The sequence below is a fragment of the Maribacter algarum (ex Zhang et al. 2020) genome (assembly GCF_005885635.1).
GTDB classification, from domain to species: domain Bacteria; phylum Bacteroidota; class Bacteroidia; order Flavobacteriales; family Flavobacteriaceae; genus Maribacter_C; species Maribacter_C algarum.
On sequence record NZ_VATY01000006.1, the window covers coordinates 126,663 to 147,726 of the forward strand.

Here is a 21,064-nt window from a genome sequence, read left to right on the forward strand (position 1 = left end):
ATGTTACAGGAACAATTCTATAGTTGTTCCTTGATTTTGGTAAGCTCGGTCTTGATGCGTTCCAACTTCGCAATGATTTCAAAGTTATCAAGTGTTTTCTTCTTATTTTCCTTTAGGTGTATTTTTGCTCCCTCCAAAGTAAAGCCTCTTTCTTTAACGAGGTGATAGATCAGCTGCAGATTCTTAATGTCCTCAGGAGTAAACTTTCGATTACCTTTTGCATTTTTCTTAGGCTTAAGCGCATCAAACTCTTTTTCCCAAAAACGAATTAGTGAAGTATTCACTCCGAATGCCTTGGCGACTTCACCAATACCGTAATATCGTTTCTCAGGTAGCTCTATATGCATTAATCGAGTGATTGATTTTCTTGGTTTGCGTATTTCAGCATATTTTCAAATTCCTTCAGGGATAAACTTCCATAATAGAAATTGATAGGATTGATTCGCTCTTTATCCTTAAAAACCTCGTAGTGCAAATGAGGTGCCTCGGAACGACCTGTACTTCCAACAAAGCCAATAAGGTCACCACGTTTTACCTTCTGTCCGCGTTTCACATTGTATTTACTCAAATGGGCATAAAGACTCATATAACCATACCCATGGTCGATACGAATATGCTTTCCATAGCCTGAAGAATTGTTATCTGCCCGGGTTACTTTGCCATCACCAGAAGCATAAATAGGCGTTCCTCTTGGTGCTGTGAAATCCATACCACGATGCATCTTACGTGCCTTTGTAAATGGATCTGAACGATAACCGTAACCTGAAGCCATTCGTGTCAGCTCTTCATTGTTGATAGGTTGAATAGCTGGTATTGCCGCCAAAAGTTTTTCTTTTTCCTTGGCCAATAAGGCAATTTCTTCCAATGACTTAGACTGAATTGCTATTTGCTTTTTAATAATGTCCAAACGTTTGGTGGTGGCTATAATCATTTCAGAATTATTAAAGCCTTCTAAAGATTTATAGCGATTAACACCCCCAAAACCAGCCCGACGTTGTTCTTCAGGTATTGGGTTGGCTTCAAAATATAAACGATAAATATTATTATCGCGATCCTCTATATTTGCTAATACTTCTTCAATTTGCTGCATTTTTTTATCTAACAGCTCAAACTGAAGTTCATAATTCTTTAGCTCACGGTCTAAAGAAAGTTCTCTAGGAGTGTTTACTAAGTTAGTGTTCAACAATAAAATCAAGCAGAAAAGTCCGAATAGGGCAGAACCCAACACAAAAAGTCCAATATTACGGTAGCGTCTTGATTTCTTTGGCTCTATCTTTCGGTAGGAGAGCGTATCAGGATCGTAATAGTACTTTACTTTAGACATGAATGTATTTTACCTATTTTTGTGTCGTTTTTACAGAACAAACAAATATAAAAATTGTTTTGTATAAATAGTTAAAATTTGTAAAACTTACCAGTTTATATGACTTCCAAAGAAATCAGGAATCAATTTCTAGACTTTTTTAAAGAAAAAAGCCACAAAATTGTGCCTTCAGCACCTATGGTCATCAAAGACGATCCAACGTTGATGTTTACCAATGCAGGTATGGTTCCTTTTAAGGAGTTTTTCTTAGGAAATAGTGCGATTAAAAACCCACGTATAGCGGATACTCAAAAATGCCTCCGTGTAAGTGGGAAGCATAATGATTTAGAGGAAGTAGGAAAAGATACTTATCACCATACCATGTTCGAAATGTTGGGCAACTGGAGTTTTGGTGATTACTTCAAGAAAGAAGCAATCGAGTGGGCTTGGGAGTTTCTCACTGAAGTGTGTAAAATAGATAAAGACAGTCTTTATGTTTCCGTTTTCGAAGGAAGCGATGACGCGGATAATTTGAAGATGGATTCTGAAGCTTTTAACCTATGGAAAGCCATCGTGCCTGAAGATCGAATCATCATGGGCAATAAGAAGGATAATTTCTGGGAAATGGGTGACCAAGGGCCTTGCGGACCTTGTTCTGAAATTCATGTGGACCTCCGCTCTGCGGAGGCGAAGGCAAATATCGCTGGAGCTACTTTGGTGAATGAAGATCATCCCCTAGTTGTAGAAATCTGGAACCTGGTTTTCATGCAGTACAATCGAAAGGCTGATGGGAAATTAGAATCGCTTCCGGCGAAACATGTAGATACCGGAATGGGTTTTGAGCGCCTTTGTATGGCCTTACAAGGTGTGGAATCCAATTATGATACGGATGTTTTTACACCTATCATTCGTGAAATAGAGACAATTACCAATTCCGATTACGGTAAAAAAGAGGAGACTGACATTGCTATTCGTGTTATTGCCGACCATATTCGCGCAGTATCTTTTTCGATTGCAGATGGGCAGCTACCGAGTAATACCGGTGCTGGTTATGTGATTCGCAGAATTCTTAGAAGAGCCATCCGTTACGGATTCACATTTTTAGATACCAAGCAACCCTTTATGTATCGTTTGGTGAATGTATTGTCAAATACGATGGGAGATGCTTTCCCAGAACTGAAACAGCAAAAGCAGTTGATTGAGAATGTCATTAAAGAGGAAGAACATTCCTTTTTAAAGACGCTTGAGCAAGGTTTAGTCTTGTTAGATTCGGTTATTGCCAATACCAAAGGAAAAGAGGTTTACGGTAGAAAAGCCTTTGAATTGTATGATACTTATGGATTTCCAAAGGATTTGACCGCACTCATTCTTTCAGAAAAAGGATATACTTTGGATGAGGAAGGATTTTATGTGGCCATGCAAGAACAGAAAAATCGCTCCAAATCGGCCTCGGCCAGTTCAAAAGAAGATTGGACGATTCTATCGGGTGATATAGAACAAGAATTTGTTGGATACGACCTTTTGGAAGCCAATGTCAATCTTGTAAAATACAGAAAGGTAACTTCCAAGAAGGACGGAGAACAATATCAAATGGTTTTCAATTTAACGCCCTTTTATGCTGAAGGTGGAGGCCAAGTAGGGGATAAGGGCTATTTGGAAGCACCTGACGGAGATGTGGTGTACATCATTGACACCAAAAAAGAGAACAACGAAATCGTTCATTTCTCGAAAAACCTTCCTAAGAAAACCGACGGAACGTTTAAAGCTGTAGTTGATAAAAAACAACGCCAACGAACGGAAGCGAATCATACGGCAACCCATTTATTACATCAGGCCTTACGTGAAATTTTAGGAACGCATGTTGAACAAAAAGGTTCAGCTGTGCATTCCAAATATTTGAGATTTGATTTTTCCCATTTTTCAAAATTAACTGTGGATGAACTGCGGGCCGTTGAAAATTTCGTGAATGCTAGAATAGAAGGACAAATCCCCTTTGAAGAGAACAGAAGTGTTCCTATGAAGCAGGCGCTAAAGGAAGGTGCTATGGCTCTGTTTGGTGAGAAATATGGAGATGCCGTAAGAACAGTTCGTTTTGGACAATCCATAGAACTTTGTGGCGGGACTCATGTCAAGAACACAGGTGATATCTGGCATTTTAAAATCAAATCAGAAGGTGCTGTTGCCGCAGGTATTCGGAGAATTGAAGCAATTACTTCAGATGCCGTAAAAGACTTCTATTTCGAAAACAACAGAACTTTATTCGAAATCAAAGATGTTTTGAATAATGCGCAAGACCCTTTAAAAGCTGTATCTGCTTTACAAGAGGAGAATGCGAGACTAAAAAAAGAGGTCGAGCAGCTCTTAAAAGATAAAGCAAGGAACCTTAAAGGAGAATTGGCAAACGAATTGGAAGAAGTCAATGGAATTCAATTCTTGGCTAAAAAAGTAGATTTAGATGCCGCTGGCATTAAAGACCTTTCATTTGAAATGGGGCAGAATAAAGACAAGCTCTTTCTTCTCTTCGGAACGGAACAAAATGGCAAAGCACTACTTTCCTGCTATATATCTAAAGAGTTAGTAGCTTCTAAAGACCTAAATGCGGGAACCATAGTTCGTGAGCTTGGTAAATACATTCAAGGCGGTGGTGGCGGACAACCTTTCTTTGCTACTGCGGGGGGTAAAAAACCTGGAGGTATTCAAGAGGCTTTGGACAAGGCAAGGGAATACTTGAAGAATTAAAAAAGGCTTCTTTACAACAATAATCGAGGTTAAGTATGGTTTTATACAAACCAATTTAAACATTTAACCATGAAAAATTATCTTATTTTATTAGTTGCCTTTGTAAGTTTTGTAGGGCATTCACAAATTTCCTTTGGTGCAAAACATCGTGGAAAACCAGCCGACCTCAAAAAAGAGACGCTAGAACGTTTTAAATCAACAACCACCGTTTTTGTATTATCAGATGTAATCGACGCTTCTGAGTATGAGCAGATTCTAAAAGATACGTGGACTGTAACTCCATATAAATTAATCTCTCATGAAGATTTTAATCTCATGGAGATGCACAAAGGGAATTATTCGTTTGCTGCATTAACTGGTTTTAAAGTGGTTAAAAAAGAGATGGGGATGACCAAATCTGCATCTCTTCACACCTATTTTGATGTAGCGATGTACGATGCCGATGAAATCGGTAAGAAGCTTGCAAAGCTTTCTCCTGATTTATCAGATAAGAAGAAAAAGAAAAAATTGAAAGCTATTTTTAATGAGAATAGGGAATCTATTCTTAAGTTTTATCTTTTTCCAACTGCGGAGTTTGTTGGAATAGCACTGACTAAAAAAGATGATGAAATCGTAAAGAGTATTTACACTGAAGATGTTTTCTTCAATTACACGAAGGGAATGTTGAGAAACTATCTGCAAAAGTCCAATGCTCTAATTGCTGGAGAAAAGACATACTGGATGTATAAAAAGGACGCTGAAGCTGAAAAAATAGCTAGACTAGCATCATCAAAACTTTTCATACCTGAATATATTACTCAGAAGACTAATGCTTGGACAGCTGGAATTTCCGATAGAGACGAAAAGGAAGTTGAAAAGCTCTTGAAAGGGTATGGTTATGACTATGAACTCATTAACAAGGATGATTTAGATAATGCCATAATATCCGGTAAGGAGTTTTACTATATGCGTTATGTTAGAATGAACGCGGAGCGATTTGTTCAAATCGTAAACGCTAAAACTGGAGATGTAGTTTTTAGAGATTATATTACAGGATTAGGATACAACTTAAAAGCGAAAAACTTAGAACATTTAAGCAAGGTAATTGCTAAATCAAAAAAGAATTTAGCAAAGTAGTAAGTTTGGAGTATGAAACTCCAAACTCAAATTCCATTTACAAGAGCCCAAAATCAAATTGGTTACGAAAGCCAGCTATTGATTTTGGGCTCTTGTTTTGCAGAAAATATTGGAGATAAGTTAGATTACTTCAAATTCCAATCCTTGCAAAACCCATTCGGAATCTTATTTCATCCTTTGGCAATTGAAAAGTTGATCTCAAAAGCAGTTAAAAGCGAAATCTACTCGGAAAAAGACATTTTCTTTTTAAACGAACGTTGGCATTGCTTTGATTCACATTCCGATTTAAGTAATTCATCCAAAAAAGAATTACTCGAGGAACTAAATTCCGGTTTGGAGAAAACGTATCAACAAATTACCAAAGCAACACATGTGCTAATTACCTTGGGGACTGCTTGGGTCTATCAGAATATAGAAACTGACACGGTCGTTACCAATTGCCATAAAGTACCTCAGAAGGAATTCTCGAAAGAATTACTTTCTACAGAAGAGATTCAAAATAGTTTGGAAAATGCCATTCAATGTGTCCAATCTGTAAATCAAAATGCGAAGTTCATTTTTACGGTTTCACCGGTAAGACACCTGAAAGACGGCTTTGTGGAAAACCAAAGAAGTAAAGCCCATCTGATTTCGGCAATTCATCAAATCATGGAAACTTCGTATTTCCTACCTCGAACTTCGTATTTTGAAAGTTATGAACTCGTGATGGACGAACTCCGTGACTACCGTTTCTACGAAGCTGATATGATACATCCAAATCAAATTGCCATCGACTACATCTGGGAAAAATTTAAAGAAGTCTGGATTTCACTAACAGCATATACTACCATGGAAAAAGTAGACACGGTTCAAAAGGGTTTGCAGCACCGACCTTACAATCCTGATTCAGGGCAGCATCAAAGCTTTATGAAATCCCTCGAAAGGAAAATTACGTATCTTCAAGAGGAGTATCCTTTTATGAAATTTGAACATTAGACTTCCCTCCTAATAAGGAGGGATTGAGAGAGGTATCTCAAGTAATCATCACTATTTTAGATGAAATGAAAAAAATCCTAATTGCAGTTATAATCATCTTAACAGGAATAATAATCTTCCGTTCGAGCTCAAAAGAAAAAAAAGATAAATCTATTCTTCAAGAGAATTCAATGCTCATTCAACAGGAGATTTCTAATGTTTCAAAACTTATTGTCACTGAAGGGCATTTTGCAGAAGTCTACAATTACAAGGATTCACAAGAGCTTTTCGGGCCTTTAATAACTGCCGATAAAAAGGCTTTGGTTGTCGTGAATGCTGAGGTTACGGTAGCCTATGATTTAGTTAAAATTGATTTTGAAGTTGATGAAGAAGATAAAACCCTTCATATCAAAAGTATTCCAGAGCCTGAAATCAAGATTAGCCCCGATTTTGAGTACTATGATGTTACTGCCGATTATTTAAATCCGTTTGATGCTTCGGATTACAACAAAATCAAGGAAAATGTAAATGCTTCTTTGATGAAAAAGATTGAGGCCTCAACTTTAAAAAGTAACGCCAAAAACCGCTTACTAAGCGAATTGTCAAAATTCTACATGTTGACCAATTCGATGGAGTGGAAACTAATCTATGAGAATCAAGAGGTGGAAGAAAACTTTTCCGAAATATTCTTTAAAGACTGACTTCAGAAATTTCATTTCGTTAAACTATTGCAAACAAGCATTTTCCACTGGCAAATTGTTTTTAAATTCATAAGGAATCAAAAAATGACAAATCATGGAAACAACAAACAACAGAAGAAATTTTTTAAAGTCAACGGGAGTTTTAAGCGCCGGATTACTTTTACCCAGTTTGGGTATTGCACAACCTCCAAAAGCCTCAAAGGAATTAGGTATTCACGAATTTGGAAGGCGATCAGGATACACAAGCGAGGTAAGCATTCTAGTTTCTATGATGGACTGGATGCGAGATACTGTTATAAGGGGTGTACGAAATATTAGTCAGAAAGAATTGGATTTTCTCTTAGACGACGATTCGAATTCGATAGGAGCAATGTTAATGCATTTGGCGGGTACCGAGCGATATTATCAAATAGACACTTTTAAAGGTATTCCTAAGAAAGCGCTTAGCTTCGGAGTTTCCGATGAAATGTGGGATGCCGCAAGTAGTTTGGGGAATAAAGGCCGGGCCACTTTCAAAGGTAAATCACCTGCTTTTTATTTAGACAAACTGGCTGAGGTACGAGAATACTCCTTAAATGAACTTAAGAATCGAGACGATGCCTGGCTTTATGCCACAACCAACTTTTTTGGCAATCAACCCACGAACAACTATTGCAAATGGTTTCATGTTGTAGAGCATGAATCAAATCACAATGGTCAGATTCGTATAATTAAAAAACGAGCGGTTTAGACAACAAAACTGGCGTCGACCAATTGCAATCCATCATCAATTAATTGCCCTACTTTGGGATTGTTCAACTTGACAGTTTCCAAATGATTTGCAATTTCTTGTGCGAAATCAGTATCTCCATTGTTTTTTGCTAGTTCATAGAGCTCAACGGATAAAAGCCAATCGTTAGGAAATTCGTTAGCTATTTGCTCAAAGACCTTATGACGTGAAATGGTGGTATTGATGCCCTCCCGAAAATCACGGACCTGTCTGTAATAACTATCCAGTTTTTTTCGTTGGGTGGACATTTCTGAGCTCACAGTAGTCGATGAAATTTCATGATTAATTAAATCAAAACTATTCAAATCTGCAGGGCCGTTGTAAGCAGAAACAATATGCTCGCCAACTGCCATACTATACAATCGCTCATCGGATTTAAAAAGAACTTTCTTCTTATGGGTGACTGTACAATTGCGGAAGGTAATTAAGATGATTTCACCTTTTAAATTTCTAGTTCCAGTAATGATTTCTCCCGATATCTTGATGTTTCCTTCAAACTCTAGAGTTATGGTCTGTCCTTCGAAAATATTGTAAGCCTTTAAATCTCTTGGACTCATATCCTCAATCGCTAAATTGATGCCTTTCAGTTTTCCCATGGGGGAACCAAATCCGTCATAATGAATTTCAGCACTATGACCTACCAATTCTTTTTCGCGATAGGATAAAGCAGTAGGGCCTTCCGTTTGAAAGAATACGGGTTTTCCTTTAAAATCTATCACCTGTTTAAAATTTCCGGAGACTTGAAGTCCAGTACTTAACTCTATAGTTCCAAGTTCTTTGGAATTGATGAGCTTCTGAATACTGCTTAATCCACCTTTTCGCACCGCCATTTCGTTTGCAAATTCCTCTAAAACTTGACTAAGAAAAGCAAAATCAGGCGTCACAAAAAGCTGCGGTTGCGGTTTGGTAATATCGAAAGATGTGTGCGCTGCCTCAATAGAATAGGGTATTTTCTTTACTTCATCGGTCATACACCACGCACTTTCCCCTATGGAAGAAAGAAGTCCAGCCCCATATATCTTCGGATTTTCGACTGTGCCAATCAATCCATATTCTACCGTCCACCAATGTAGGTTTCTGATGAGGGCAATCTCACTAGGTTCGCCCATATTATTCTGCAAATTTTCGATGTCCTTTTCGGCTTTGTCGATTTCGGCTTGAGGTGTTCCTGTTGCCTCTTTGATTATCGAAAGATGTCGCACTGACTCATACAGTTCAAAGTCTTTAGCACTTGAAATCGCCTTACAACCAATTTCTCCAAAACGACGCAAATATTCCGCATATTCAGGATTCGCAATAATTGGAGCATGACCAGCACCTTCGTGAATGATATCAGGGGCTGGGGTATACTCAATATGTTCCAATTGTCGAATGTCAGAAGCAATCACCAGAACATTGTAGGCCTGAAACTCCATAAAGGCTGAAGGTGGAATAAACCCGTCTACCGCTACCGCTGCCCAACCGATTTCTTCAAGAATTCGATTCATTCCGTACATATTCGGTATATGGTCTATGGAGATTCCTGTTTTTTCTAACCCGTCGACATAGGATTTGTGGGCAACCTTGCTTAGATAATCCACATTTTTCCGCATCACATAACGCCAAACGGCTTGGTCAATAGCAGTGTAATCGCTATAGTCTTGCGGTTTAATAAATTGCTTCAAATGTTCAGGAAGCTTGTCTAAAATAGGATTACTTTCGTATGACACTTACTTTCGTTTTTCTAAAGGTAAAGTTACGAAATTCGAATTCGAAAACAGATGCAGAAGATGTTAAGAGAAAGCACAAAAAAACCGCCCGAAGGCGGTTTGTAAATTATTTTGAAGCCATTACATCAGGCGGATATTGCGTCATTATTTCAGCAACAAACTCCTTGATACGCATTTCTTTCTTTTCAATATTCTTGGTATTGTTTAAAGTGCCATCACCTTTCCCTTGCCAAACCAATTCTTTGCTTTTAGCATCAATCAGGTCAATATAGAGTGAACCTTGCGTACGGGTGCTTACATTGTTGCCTCCGCCCCAGCCCCAGCCCCAACCAGGACCAAAACCGCCACCCCAATACCAAGGGCTCCAACCCCAACCGAAGCCTCCTCCGCCCCAGTAGTTGTTATATACGTCAACTTGCTCGCGTTCTTTAGTGAAGATGCTCACCAAAATATCAGGATTTTCAGATTTCACAAATCCTTTTGTTCCCATCTCAGTTTCAATGGCGCGTAGAATTCGTTTTTTGTCCAAATCAGAAATTTGTGCTTTATCAATTCCGGTTTTATAAAATGCATAGGATTTATAAGAACCGAAATTGGCATCTCTATCATAATCGGATAGTACGCGTACAGAAGTACAAGAGCTCAAAAAAAGAAGCACGAATAGTGGGAGTGCAAGAATTTTCAATTTTTTCATAATCAATTATTTTTGGAATTCGTCAAGTTTAAACTACTCAAAAAATATCAAAAACCGTGCCGAAGAAGACTATTGAGCACTACTGCGAATTGGTTTTAGGGTCGTAACCATAAGGACAATGTCTACACCCACTTTCACAGCAATAACCTCTTTTTAGATGGTATTGCTTTGTAAAAACACGATAGCCCTCTTCTGACCAGTAAAAGTCCCCCTCTTCAATAGGTAGTATCTCTTTCATAATATAAGGGAGTCATTAGAAGCCACTAATATGAATTACTTCGCCCTCCGCTAGGAGCGAAATTAGTAGATTTTTTGTTGATAACGATAATCTCTACCCCGCGAAACAAACACTTTGTGGGGTTTTTAAGGTTTTTTAACGAGCAAATACAATTGTTGGCAACATAATTGAGTTATGCAAGGCAAGATCGTTTTAACAATTAACTTTGTGAATAGACGTTTTACTATCAACCTATGATACTAGTCTTTAAACATTTCTTTTACAAGAATTACGTTGGCTTGTCCTTCTGGCCCTTTATTATTTTAAAGAACGATTCTTTAAAAGCGGATAGCGTACTTATCAATCACGAGAAGATTCATTTGAAGCAACAGCTTGAATTACTTATAATTCCATTTTACATATTTTATATTTCTGAATGGCTACTGCGCAGTCTTTGGCATTTGAGTTTTTACCGAGGGTATCAAAATATCAGCTTTGAGCAAGAGGCGTATCATAATGAACATAACCTGAACTATCCGAACGAACGAAAGTTTTTCAGCTTTATAAAGTACCTTTGATACTGTAAAACAGTTTCTAAAGTGCATACGGAAAATCAATCGGTTCAACTTCCTTTATTAATTGAGAAACAAGTATCCCTAAGTATCAAAAGGGAAGATCTGATTCACCCCCTTTTTTCCGGTAATAAATACCGTAAACTTAAATACAATTTAGAAGCGGCAAAATCACAAGGTTTTGATACCCTGCTGACTTTTGGTGGCGCTTTTTCCAATCATATTGCGGCTACGGCGTATGCGGGAAAGTTACAGGGTTTAAAGACTGTAGGAGTTATCCGAGGAGAAGAAATTTCCGCAAAATGGGAAACAAACCCTACCCTAAAGTTGGCTTCTGAACACGGAATGCAATTTAAATTTATTTCAAGGGATGCCTATCGGGATAAAAATTCTGAAGCCTTTATAAATATATTGAAATCAGAATTTGGTGCTTTCTATCTTTTGCCGGAGGGAGGTTCAAATGTCCTTGCTGTAAAGGGATGTGAAGAAATACTTACTCCGGAAGATGCGCAGTTTGATATGATTTGCTCCTCAGTAGGAACTGGAGGTACGCTAGCCGGAATCATCAATGCATCCCTTCCAAAACAAGGAGTTTTAGGCTTCCCGGCTCTGAAAGGTGATTTTTTAATCGAAGATATTCGTAATTTTACGTCGAAGGAAAATTGGCAATTGCAGAGCGATTATCATTTTGGGGGTTACGCGAAAGTATCCGCAGAACTTATCCATTTTATAAATGATTTTAAGGAGCGGACGCAAATTCCCCTCGACCCGATTTATACCGGAAAGCTGTTATACGGAATTCTAGAATTGGTCAAAAAAGACCATTTCGAACCAAAAACAAAAATTTTGGCGATTCATACAGGCGGTTTACAAAGTATTTCGGGAATGAACGCTAAATTGAAAAAGAAAAATCTACCCCAGATTAAGCTATGATAAAACGTATTTTTCTTGTTGCCCTACTGGGTACTTTTTTATTCGGATGTAAGGTGAAACAAAAGGTCACCTATGGTAAGCGAAATACCGAAACTGCACGAACGACTCCTAAAAAAGCAATTCCGAAAAGAACAACAGATGACGGACTCTATCCTATGCCTGAGGATACAGGCAAGTTCATTCGAATGGAATTCGAAAAGCCCAAGGATTATATTGATACGTTTTCGGAAGTAGCGCAAAGGGAAATGAAAGCCTACGGAATTCCTGCAAGTATCACTTTAGCTCAGGGACTTCTAGAAAGTGGTTTTGGAAAAGGCGAACTAGCTCGAAAAACCAATAACCATTTCGGCATTAAGTGCCACACCGGTTGGCAAGGCGACTACGATTTTCACGATGATGATGAAAAGGGCGAGTGTTTTCGTAAGTACAATCATCCGATGTATTCCTACCGTGACCACAGTCTTTTCTTGACAAAACGTTCTCGTTACGCCTTTCTTTTTGACTATCGAAGTACGGACTATAAAAAATGGGCACACGGACTACGAAAAGCCGGTTATGCTACAGATAAGCGTTATCCGCAAAAATTGATTTCCCTCATTGAACAATATGGACTTGCGAAGTTTGACAAAACAGGAGCAAAGGAAATCCGAGTTGCCAGCCAAGAAGTAACAGCAGAAAAAAAAGTAAAGCCTAAAAAGAAGAATGCCGTATATCTGGTTAGGGAAGGCGATACCTTATATTCCATTGCAAGAAGATATTCAGTCTCTGTTAACGATTTGAAACGTTGGAACTATATGTATGGTGATACGATATCCGTGGGACAGGAACTTACCGTAAAGACAGAAAAATTCAATTAGCAAATGATTTACAAAAGAAGTAGCGCCCTATTTCAAGAGGCGAAAAAATATATTCCGGGAGGTGTAAATTCTCCTGTTCGCGCTTTTAAAGCTGTTGGGGGAGAGCCGATTTTTGTCAAAGAGGCGAAAGGGGCCTATTTATATGATGAAGATGGAAATCGTTTGATTGACTATATCGCTTCGTGGGGTCCATTGATTTTGGGTCATGCTTATGAGCCTGTAATCAATGCGGTCATTGACAAAGCGAAGAAAGGTACTTCTTTCGGAATGCCAACCGAAATTGAAACGGAGTTGGCGAAGTTGGCCGTTTCAATGGTGCCAAATATTGATAAGATTCGTTTTGTAAATAGTGGAACGGAAGCTTGCATGAGTGCTGTGCGTTTAGCAAGGGGTTATACCGGAAAAGATAAAATTATCAAATTTGCAGGATGTTATCACGGCCACTCTGATTCCTTTTTGATTCAAGCGGGTAGTGGAGCAGTAACTTTTGGTAGCCCTAATAGTCCTGGTGTAACTCAGGGTACAGCAAAGGATACCTTGCTTGCGGATTATAATGATTTAGAAGGTGTAAGAACTTTGGTCCAAGCGAATCAAGGAGAGATTGCTGCCATCATCATAGAACCTGTTGCCGGAAATATGGGCTGTATTATTCCTACGGATGAATTCATACAGGGATTACGTTCACTTTGTACACAAGAAGGGATATTATTATTGTTTGATGAGGTCATGACCGGATTCCGATTAGGAAAAGGTGGAGCGCAGGAAACATTGGCAATCGATGCGGATATTGTAATGTTCGGAAAAGTTATTGGCGGTGGATTACCCGTTGGTGCTTTTGCCGCACGAACTGAGATTATGAGTCACTTGGCTCCTGATGGTCCAGTGTATCAAGCGGGTACATTAAGTGGAAACCCTTTGGCGATGAGTGCTGGTTTGGCCATGTTGACAGCGTTGAATAACAAACCCGAAGTCTTCCAAAGTTTAGCTGACAAAACGGAATATTTGCATAAAGGTATTGCAGGTGTTCTAGCTGAAAAAGGAGTTGCGCATCAAATCAACCGTTTTGGAAGTATGATTTCTGTACACTTTACCGATGAACCTGTGGTTGATTTCGCTTCTTCTGCAAAAGGCAATAATGATATGTTTAAAAAGTATTTCCGTGGAATGCTTGACAAAGGAATATATCTACCGCCCTCTGCTTTTGAAAGTTACTTTCTAAACGATGCCCTAAGCTATGCGGATTTGGATGAAACGATTTCCGCTGTGGCAACTATTTTCTAGGTTAATCGTTTTGGGGGAAGATTACTTCCTAGTAATTTTATGGGTTAAAAGGGTATTTCATCGTAAAATTGTGCGATTCGTCAATTTTATGTAAGTTTTTACGGCTGTTCAGAGTTAGCATAAGACCAAACCAAAACAGAAAACCCCAGTCCCATGAAGCTGAATGTTATTGTAATCGACGACTCAGGAGTGCAACTGGCACTTTCATCAAAACTAATTGAGAAAAACGAGCACTTAAACCTCGTTGGCACGTTTACCAATCCTTTTTTAGGTTTAAGCGCTGTAAACAGCGAAGATATTGATTTGGTACTTCTTGATGTAGAAATGCCAGAAATCGATGGATTCTCACTTCAAAAGCTATTTAAAGACTCCGTAGAGGTAATCGTAAACTCCACCAGATCATCTTTTGAGATTGAAGCCTATTCGAATGGCGCTATTGATTTTATGGCAAAACCATTGTGTGCTTCGCGCTTAGACCTCGCCGTGTCAAGAGTTTTAGAATTGAAAAACCTTTTGACCTTTGAGAAGACGATTAGTACAGTTGCTAGCTAGATTGGTTTAACCTACTTATTATTTGACTTAAAGCTGTTTTAGCTTCTTTCATAACAGGTAGAAAAGGCCAAATATGCGGCATATTTCCCCCTTGTATTACTTCGATATCGGCTTTAACTTCAATCAGTTTATGAGCAGCCAATAACTGATCGGGAAATGTAATGTCTCTTTCCGCTAAAAATAAAATTGTTTTAGGAAATTTATCAAAGCTACCATGTAATGGAGAAAGCATTGTATTTTTTAAATCACCGTTTTCAGCACACATTTTTTTTGCACTAAGTACCCCAATCTTCGAAAGCATTGGATCCTTGTTTTCGAGGTTTTCAATTTCAGGATTTGACATAGTGGCATCCATGACTGGGGAAACAAGTATGATTTTGCTGGGTAATTCAGTGCTTTTCTCAATTAACCTTTGTGTTAGTGCGGCAATTAAAGTTCCACCGACCGAATCACCCAATAGGGAAATCTGTCTTGCTGGGTATTTTTCTAAAGCCTTGTGGTAAATGGAGTCAATGTTTTTTGATAAATCTGAAATTTTGTGCTCGGGTGCTTTTGGGTAATCACACATCCAAATGATATGATTCGTTTGTTTGGCGATTTCCTGTACCGTATCCCAATGGTGCTTGGCAGGACCAGAAATAAAGGCCCCTCCATGAATGAAAATTAGAAGGGAATTAGCGGTTTTTGTTCGCTTTATCTCAGTGATTCGAGTGTTTGAAACTCGGAAATCGATTGCATTGTTCCGTCTTAAAAATTTACCCTTTGGCCGATGGATATCTTCCTTTCTTATCTTTTCAAAGTCAATAGGATCCTTGCTAAAATTTCTTTTGATACCTTTTAGTTTTAGTACTAATAAGGTTAGATAGTATGTTAGACTTTGTGCGATAGGCTATTCTGTTAAATCAGATAAGAATCTTTAAATAGTACTAGTCAATAGTAATTGTACCCAAATGCTTTGGAATGATAACTTTCGTTTCAGGCGATAGTCTTTGTACATCTTCTTGAAACGGAATTAGTTTTTGCTCCACTCCACTTTGTTGTGAAAATCCGTAGGGCAAACGAAAGTTATCCCAATGGGTTGGAATGATGATTTTTGGATGGTTCGTTACTTCCAGAAGGCGTTCGTTGTATTTGTATAATCCCAATTGCGAGCGGTTCACTCCCGCCAAAAGAATATCTGGTTTTTGACCTACCAATTCCCGTTCCACAAAGTTCATCGATGCCATAGTCAGTATATTGTGTTTGGCAAAACGAGCTAAGAACATCAAAGAACCTCCTTCAATAAATTCTGAGACCTTAAGAGGCGTTTTTGGAGGTTCAGTATAGGTTCTAGAGTCGATATAGTGTTTGTCATAGAGAGCAGAATGTATCGAAGGAATAACCTGAACCGAAAAATTTTCAAATTGATAATCTTCCCCTCCTTTTACCGGATATAATTGTTCTTCGGGAATGCCATACCCACGAAGAATATTAAATGTGGTCTCTGTACCGATAACTTTGGCGCCCGTTTTTTTAGCGATATAGGGCACATCTGCTAGGTGGTCAAAATGCGAATGGTGTACTAGAATAAAATCTGCCTTGGTAATCAAACTGTCGATTAGCAAAGTATCGGAAACAAAGACATCCGAGCGTAGTACTGTTTTTCGAGTGTCTTTGTCACTCACACCAGGTCCTGTTCCTAATTTCATTCGAGTGAGGTAAGGGTCTACTAACACAGTTATATTTCCATCGGTTATCTCCCAACCTGCTGTACCGAAATATTTTAGTTTTGTGGGCTGGTTTTGAGCCTCTGTAGAAAATGAATTCAGAAAAGCGAATAGAATAAAGCAACTTGTAAATGTTGATTTTAAATTAGAGGTATTCATAATTTGGTTGGTATATGAAGTTGAACTTATTTTTTAGGACGGTTGAAATAATAGCGATTTAATGCATCGGAATTCGCTTCAATAATATCTGGACGGCCATCATTGTTCAAATCGGCCGTAATGATATCATAGGTATCCAATGACTCATTATTAAGTTGATAGACGGTCCATATCTTTCCGTTTTCTTCGTTGAAGTAAATCATATTCGGACTTTCAGAATTTCCAATGATAATATCCAAGTCGGTATCTGAGTCCATGTCAGCTAAAGTAACGGCGTAACTTTCGGCCTCAGTGTTATCAAAAGTAACCGTTTGAATAAATGGATTTTCTTCGTTGCCGAAATGGATGATGTTCGGAGAGCCGATATTTGCGGTGACAATATCTGGAAGTCCATCATTGTTTATATCACCCACACTGACCGAACGCGTGTCATCGGTACCTGTTCCAAAAGCGATTTTTTCATCAAAGCCTAGTTTACCGTCGTTGAGGTAGACATAGTTGGATTGTCCATCTCGATTAGCTAAAATTAAATCTAAATCAGTATCCCCATCGATATCTGCAACTTCTACGTCTATGGTTGAGTCTTTGGATTCTCCAAAATTCTTTGTTTCCGTAAAATTGCCTTTTCCATCATTCAGACAAATCTCATTAGGGCGCCCTCGATTGGTTATCAAAATGTCGATAAATCCATCTTGGTTCAAGTCGGCCAATGTCAAATTTCGTGTGGACGAGTATCTTTGACCGAAGGAACCACTTTTCATGAAATTACCTTTTCCATCATTAAGAAATAAAGTGTGTGGCGCCATATCATTTCCGACTGCAACATCAAGGTCTCCATCATTGTCAAAGTCCGCTAGTTCCGTGGCATAAGTGGTTTCTCTTAAAGAACCCAAGTTTTTCTCCACAGTGAAAATACCACGACCATTGTTTATAAAAATGCGATTTTGCCCAGGCCAATGTCTTCCATTGGCAACTAAAATATCTTTGTCGCCATCACCATCAATATCTCCCGCAGTAACCGATGCGGTGCGCTCTACGTAGGTGCCTAAAATGAGACGACCGTTTGTTTTTAGTTCTGTTTTTTGGGCAAAAATGGAGGTGAAACTACTAGAAATTAGAAGGATAAGTAGAATTGCTTTACTAGACGCCATGGGTATTATAACTTTGGTTGTAGCTACAAGTTAGTGAGATGAAGGGAGTTTTAAGAATTTTTTGGTTTTTAAAGGTCTCACTATTTGTGTACGGTGCTTACCTCGAAGGGTATGTACTGTAATATCGCTAGGTTTTCGTTTCTATTTTTCCTCGCCAGTTTTCTGCTTTTTCGATTATATATTCTCCATCAATTTCAAAAGTTCTTCCAATTGCAAATTTGTAAGCTTCTTCCTGAATTTCTTTTAAGTCTATTTGCTCTGGATTATAGATTCCAATAGTTAAATAAAAATGTCTGGCCTGAGTCAAACTAACTCCGTAATTTGGTCCTCCCCATACCACATCAGCGTGCTTATTGTCTTGTCCGTCATCTTCCCACCAGCATATTTTGCATATCTCAAATTCATTCCTGCTTTCTAAATTCCTATATCCACAACAGGGACAAGCTATTAAATCAGAAGGACTTCCGCTCGAAATAGTAATACCTGTTGCCTCTGATAGATATTCATTTGTGAGACCTTTAAAATCATCACGAAGTTTGAATTTTAGTATTTCATCATACTTTTTGTCATTGAAATGCCCTTCAAGCTTTTCATTGATAAATTCCCTTTGAATATTACTTGGGAGATTAGTCCATCCATCTACATTAGACCAATTTTCCATAAGCAATTGCTCTACCTCTTCCTTTCGCTTATCTTCAGAGTAGTTGGAAACTATCGAGTCTATGTATTTTTCTAGAACTTCTTTTCTTTCCATTTTAGTGAAACTTATGTTCTGTATATGGCAAGTTTGTAAATAGTACTGAACTTTCTTAAACTTCAGAACGCCTTATTTACAATAAACAGTATTGTAGAACATCTTTATTTTGTTAAGTAGAAGAACTCTCTTTCCAATTCATGTTTGAGTCTTCTAGTACTTCTTCTCATTATAAAGTATGGTATACCCATCATAAAAGCAGCATGAATAATAATGAATGGAAAAGCAAATCCAGGTGCATTCCCTCCAATTTCATCTGCTGATAAAAATCCAACAATGAAAACACCATAAATGATGATGCAAAAAATATAGAAAGGAATCATCATTACATGAAACCCATTTATTTCTGTGTCAATAATTAGTTTATCGTCTTTTTGATTATACGTGCCTTTGGCGATAGCCATATTAAAGTTCATATCAAAGAATTTCCTTCTTCTTTTTATTTTAAATCCATTAAAACTAACCTCTCCTTTATATTCATTTTTGCTAGAGGAGAAAACGTCAAAAATATCTGAGAAAATTCCCGTACTTCCTTCATCCACAATATTTCGCAATTTATGTACAAAGTCACTCTTTTCAATTACTAGTTCTGTCTTTAAAGAATCTACAAGTTTTAGTTTCTCTAGGAGTTCCTTCATTTTTTCAATGCTTTACAACGCTTGAACTAAGCGTGGTATTTCCGTTTTTTTTATTTTAGAAATCCACTTTTCAATTTGATTCATTTTAATAGAGGTTTCATTTTCTGTTCGGACTTTTAAGATACTTTTTAAATTTGAACATCTTTATTCCTGGAAAAACCATAAATACGATTCCGAAGGCACAACCAAAAAGACTAATTGTTTGTGGTGTTGGTCTTTTGCTACCTAATCGATGAAATAAAATAGATACAATAAAAACCACAAGCCCGATTATAAATGGTATCAATAAATTCCGCCAAGTTTTTTTAATATCCTCTTCTGTCATTCAGTTTTGGCAAAAGTGTTGCAACGGTTGAGCTATGAACAGTACGGGAGCAAACTAGCGTTTGCTTTCCGCCACGCACAGAGCGAAATCTTTTTGTTTTCTTTTTTTCTTTGTCCGACTAAAAAGCAAAATCCCAAAGATTTTGCGGACATCATAAAAATACGCAAACCCAGCGATTAAGCCCGAAGCCCGTATTGTTTATAGGTTGTGTTGTAGTGCGTTTTTATTTCGGTCAATCGCTTTTAATTTTTTCTCGGACTAGTATAAAACTTAGCATTAAAAAAATACACATTCCAACTGTTAACAGCCCATATTGAAGTAATCCTGCGAAAATAAGTGTACTAAACCTAGAAGTAGTTTCCATGTGGAAAAATTCAACCGATTTTTCAACTAGTACGTTTATTACGTTATAATTCTCCATCAAGAAATAACAAATAATACAGACTATACTAATTATGTAAAGCCTCACGATTTTTAAATTCCTATTATTTCGATTTGACGTCATTTTAGTTTTAAATTCCAGGTAGTAGTTTTCTGAAAGAATCAAAAATCCTTTTCCATTTTCAATCACAGAATATTGCTAAGGTCCATTCCATAGTTGTTTACCATTCCTGCAATATTACATTCTCATCTATAATTTAGGTGGTTTGGGTAAATGCACTACAACTAGTGTATAAACGCAATATCGTAAAAAAAGCTTCAAATCAACTAGAATTCAATGAAATCAAAAGGTAAGAACGATGTAAGCGTTTACAATTATTTAGAGGTGTTTGCAACTATTTAATTTTTACAAAAAAGATAAAAAAAGCCACGCTAATTGCGTGGCTCTTATAAGTTGTAAATTTGCAATAGGTATATCTATCTTTTAGACTTATCACGTCCTTTCTGCTTCCCGCGATGCCCTCTTCGTTTTTGCATTTCTTCCCACTTTGCCATTTGTTCTTTAGAAAGAATCTGTTGTAGTTTTTCTTTTTGTGCAATTTGATAATCTAAGCGCTCACTTTCACGTGCAAAACGTTCATCTACCGTTACGGGTTCGCCCAAATCATCTTTTCTTCCTTTTTGAGCAGCCATTTTAGATTCGCGAATTTCGGCTTTTTCTAGAAGAAGCGCCTTTATTTGTTCTTGTTGGCGCTCGGATAAATCTAAGGCTAAGGTCGCTTTTTTGGTTTGTAGAGTAGCTACCTGTTCTGGACTCATATTTTTTAGTTTACCCTTTCTTTTTCCTCCCTCTTGAGCAAAAGAGGCGGTTGCCACCAAAATCATTAATAATACTACTACTTTTTTCATCTGTTTTATTTTTTAATGTGTATGTGTCTGTGACTTTTGTAACGCAACTTGGTTTAGTTCGGGTTGCTTAATTATGACTTTTTTAACGTCATTGTATATAGTTAACGAACAAAAAAGGCGCTGATTGCTCAGCGCCTCTAATTTGAGTTAAGTAGGAATGTCCGTGGTGAACTCGTCCAAAGCCTTTGGGAAGCCGAAGATTCGTTCAGTATATCTTCTAGTTCAATGCTTCTGGGGTAGAAACAAGGTCTATAGTATTATCAGCTAATTCCGTGTTTTTAACTGTATCCGTACGATCGATGTTATAATAAGTTACAACTGCGATAACTAGTGTTGCGAAATACATAAAACTTTTTACTTTATAATTCATCACATTCGGGGTTTTGATTCTGATTCAAATGTACAGCGCAAAAACAGGCCAAAAACGCTGTTGTTGTCAAAATGACCTTTTGTGATGTCAAAGTATAAGAAGTTGTGGAATAGCATTTTCGCTCATCGGATATATATTCTTTTCACCGATAGATAGTGTTTTTTGTTAATTTCCAGTGGTCTTGAAAATGATATGTTCCTAGGTTCTAGAATGCGCTCTAAGTGACATTTTTGCTGTAGGCAATATGCAAACGCTCTATGTAACGCAAAGTGAA

Annotated in this window: 22 protein-coding genes; 10 read left to right on the top strand and 12 right to left on the bottom strand. The window is 37.7% G+C overall.

Annotation, left to right across the window (positions count from 1 at the left end):
• Positions 1 to 17 precede the first annotated feature (17 nt).
• Positions 18 to 347: a MerR family transcriptional regulator gene (locus FEE95_RS21090; protein ID WP_138660027.1), complete on the bottom strand. Its 330-nt coding sequence runs from the start codon at positions 345 to 347 to the stop codon at positions 18 to 20.
• The gene (locus tag FEE95_RS21095) at positions 347 to 1,324 is read right to left on the bottom strand and encodes a M23 family metallopeptidase (RefSeq protein ID WP_138660028.1); all 978 of its coding nucleotides are present in this window, start codon (positions 1,322 to 1,324) and stop codon (positions 347 to 349) included. Before FEE95_RS21095 ends, FEE95_RS21090 begins: the two co-directional genes overlap by 1 nt.
• A 99-nt stretch (positions 1,325 to 1,423) precedes the next feature.
• Between FEE95_RS21095 and alaS the strand changes: the two genes are divergently transcribed.
• The 5 genes from alaS (at position 1,424) to FEE95_RS21120 (ending at position 7,543) form a co-directional block, all read left to right on the top strand.
• Positions 1,424 to 4,042 carry an alanine--tRNA ligase gene (alaS, locus tag FEE95_RS21100; RefSeq protein ID WP_138660029.1) on the top strand — a complete coding sequence of 873 codons (2,619 nt, stop codon included), beginning with the start codon at positions 1,424 to 1,426 and terminating at the stop codon, positions 4,040 to 4,042.
• Between the two features lie 69 nt (positions 4,043 to 4,111).
• On the top strand, positions 4,112 to 5,158 hold the full coding sequence (locus FEE95_RS21105) for a hypothetical protein (protein WP_138660030.1): 1,047 nt from the start codon (positions 4,112 to 4,114) through the stop codon (positions 5,156 to 5,158).
• Positions 5,159 to 5,170: 12 nt separating this feature from the next.
• Positions 5,171 to 6,133 carry a GSCFA domain-containing protein gene (locus FEE95_RS21110; RefSeq protein WP_138660031.1) on the top strand — a complete coding sequence of 321 codons (963 nt, stop codon included), beginning with the start codon at positions 5,171 to 5,173 and terminating at the stop codon, positions 6,131 to 6,133.
• Positions 6,134 to 6,198: 65 nt separating this feature from the next.
• A complete protein-coding gene (locus tag FEE95_RS21115; RefSeq protein ID WP_138660032.1) occupies positions 6,199 to 6,813 on the top strand; it encodes a DUF4230 domain-containing protein in 615 nt (204 codons plus the stop codon).
• 94 nt (positions 6,814 to 6,907) lie between these two features.
• Positions 6,908 to 7,543 (top strand): mycothiol transferase, encoded by a 636-nt coding sequence (locus tag FEE95_RS21120; RefSeq protein WP_138660033.1) that lies wholly within the window; start codon positions 6,908 to 6,910, stop codon positions 7,541 to 7,543.
• On the opposite strand, the gene FEE95_RS21125 is transcribed toward FEE95_RS21120, so the two are convergent.
• From FEE95_RS21125 to FEE95_RS22195, 3 genes are all read right to left on the bottom strand, one after another.
• A complete protein-coding gene (locus tag FEE95_RS21125) occupies positions 7,540 to 9,291 on the bottom strand; it encodes an aromatic amino acid hydroxylase (RefSeq protein WP_138660034.1) in 1,752 nt (583 codons plus the stop codon). The two genes, FEE95_RS21120 and FEE95_RS21125, sit on opposite strands and share 4 nt — an antisense overlap.
• A 106-nt stretch (positions 9,292 to 9,397) precedes the next feature.
• Positions 9,398 to 9,985, bottom strand: coding sequence for a DUF4136 domain-containing protein (locus FEE95_RS21130; RefSeq protein WP_138660035.1), 588 nt, complete (start codon positions 9,983 to 9,985; stop codon positions 9,398 to 9,400).
• A 79-nt stretch (positions 9,986 to 10,064) separates the two neighbouring features.
• Positions 10,065 to 10,223, bottom strand: coding sequence for a DUF5522 domain-containing protein (locus tag FEE95_RS22195; protein WP_171037109.1), 159 nt, complete (start codon positions 10,221 to 10,223; stop codon positions 10,065 to 10,067).
• Between the two features lie 233 nt (positions 10,224 to 10,456).
• Here FEE95_RS22195 and FEE95_RS21135 point away from each other — a divergent pair, with 233 nt between their 5' ends.
• From FEE95_RS21135 to FEE95_RS21155, 5 genes are all read left to right on the top strand, one after another.
• Positions 10,457 to 10,780, top strand: a complete 324-nt coding sequence (locus FEE95_RS21135) for a hypothetical protein (RefSeq protein WP_138660036.1) — start codon at positions 10,457 to 10,459, stop codon at positions 10,778 to 10,780.
• A 21-nt stretch (positions 10,781 to 10,801) separates the two neighbouring features.
• A complete protein-coding gene (locus FEE95_RS21140) occupies positions 10,802 to 11,707 on the top strand; it encodes a 1-aminocyclopropane-1-carboxylate deaminase/D-cysteine desulfhydrase (RefSeq protein ID WP_138660037.1) in 906 nt (301 codons plus the stop codon).
• A complete protein-coding gene (locus FEE95_RS21145; RefSeq protein WP_138660038.1) occupies positions 11,704 to 12,564 on the top strand; it encodes a glucosaminidase domain-containing protein in 861 nt (286 codons plus the stop codon). The genes FEE95_RS21140 and FEE95_RS21145 overlap by 4 nt, the downstream gene beginning before the upstream one ends.
• A gap of 3 nt (positions 12,565 to 12,567) precedes the next feature.
• Positions 12,568 to 13,845 (top strand): glutamate-1-semialdehyde 2,1-aminomutase, encoded by a 1,278-nt coding sequence (hemL, locus tag FEE95_RS21150; RefSeq protein ID WP_138660039.1) that lies wholly within the window; start codon positions 12,568 to 12,570, stop codon positions 13,843 to 13,845.
• A 153-nt stretch (positions 13,846 to 13,998) separates the two neighbouring features.
• Complete coding sequence (locus FEE95_RS21155) at positions 13,999 to 14,397, top strand: LytR/AlgR family response regulator transcription factor (protein WP_138660040.1); 399 nt, start codon at positions 13,999 to 14,001, stop codon at positions 14,395 to 14,397.
• Here the strand turns inward: FEE95_RS21155 and FEE95_RS21160 are convergent.
• From FEE95_RS21160 to FEE95_RS22200, 7 genes are all read right to left on the bottom strand, one after another.
• A complete protein-coding gene (locus tag FEE95_RS21160; RefSeq protein WP_138660041.1) occupies positions 14,390 to 15,283 on the bottom strand; it encodes an alpha/beta hydrolase fold domain-containing protein in 894 nt (297 codons plus the stop codon). The two genes, FEE95_RS21155 and FEE95_RS21160, sit on opposite strands and share 8 nt — an antisense overlap.
• Positions 15,284 to 15,323: 40 nt before the next feature.
• Positions 15,324 to 16,262, bottom strand: a complete 939-nt coding sequence (locus tag FEE95_RS21165) for an MBL fold metallo-hydrolase (protein ID WP_138660042.1) — start codon at positions 16,260 to 16,262, stop codon at positions 15,324 to 15,326.
• A 26-nt stretch (positions 16,263 to 16,288) separates the two neighbouring features.
• Positions 16,289 to 17,413: an FG-GAP repeat domain-containing protein gene (locus FEE95_RS21170; RefSeq protein ID WP_138660043.1), complete on the bottom strand. Its 1,125-nt coding sequence runs from the start codon at positions 17,411 to 17,413 to the stop codon at positions 16,289 to 16,291.
• 127 nt (positions 17,414 to 17,540) lie between these two features.
• Positions 17,541 to 18,167, bottom strand: coding sequence for a CPCC family cysteine-rich protein (locus FEE95_RS21175; protein WP_212748472.1), 627 nt, complete (start codon positions 18,165 to 18,167; stop codon positions 17,541 to 17,543).
• Positions 18,168 to 18,271: 104 nt separating this feature from the next.
• Entirely contained in the window at positions 18,272 to 18,805 is a 534-nt protein-coding gene (locus FEE95_RS21180) for a hypothetical protein (RefSeq protein WP_138660044.1), read from the bottom strand.
• A gap of 1,183 nt (positions 18,806 to 19,988) precedes the next feature.
• Positions 19,989 to 20,420, bottom strand: a complete 432-nt coding sequence (locus FEE95_RS21190) for a hypothetical protein (protein WP_138660045.1) — start codon at positions 20,418 to 20,420, stop codon at positions 19,989 to 19,991.
• A 217-nt stretch (positions 20,421 to 20,637) separates the two neighbouring features.
• Complete coding sequence (locus FEE95_RS22200) at positions 20,638 to 20,790, bottom strand: hypothetical protein (RefSeq protein WP_171037110.1); 153 nt, start codon at positions 20,788 to 20,790, stop codon at positions 20,638 to 20,640.
• Positions 20,791 to 21,064 lie beyond the last annotated feature (274 nt).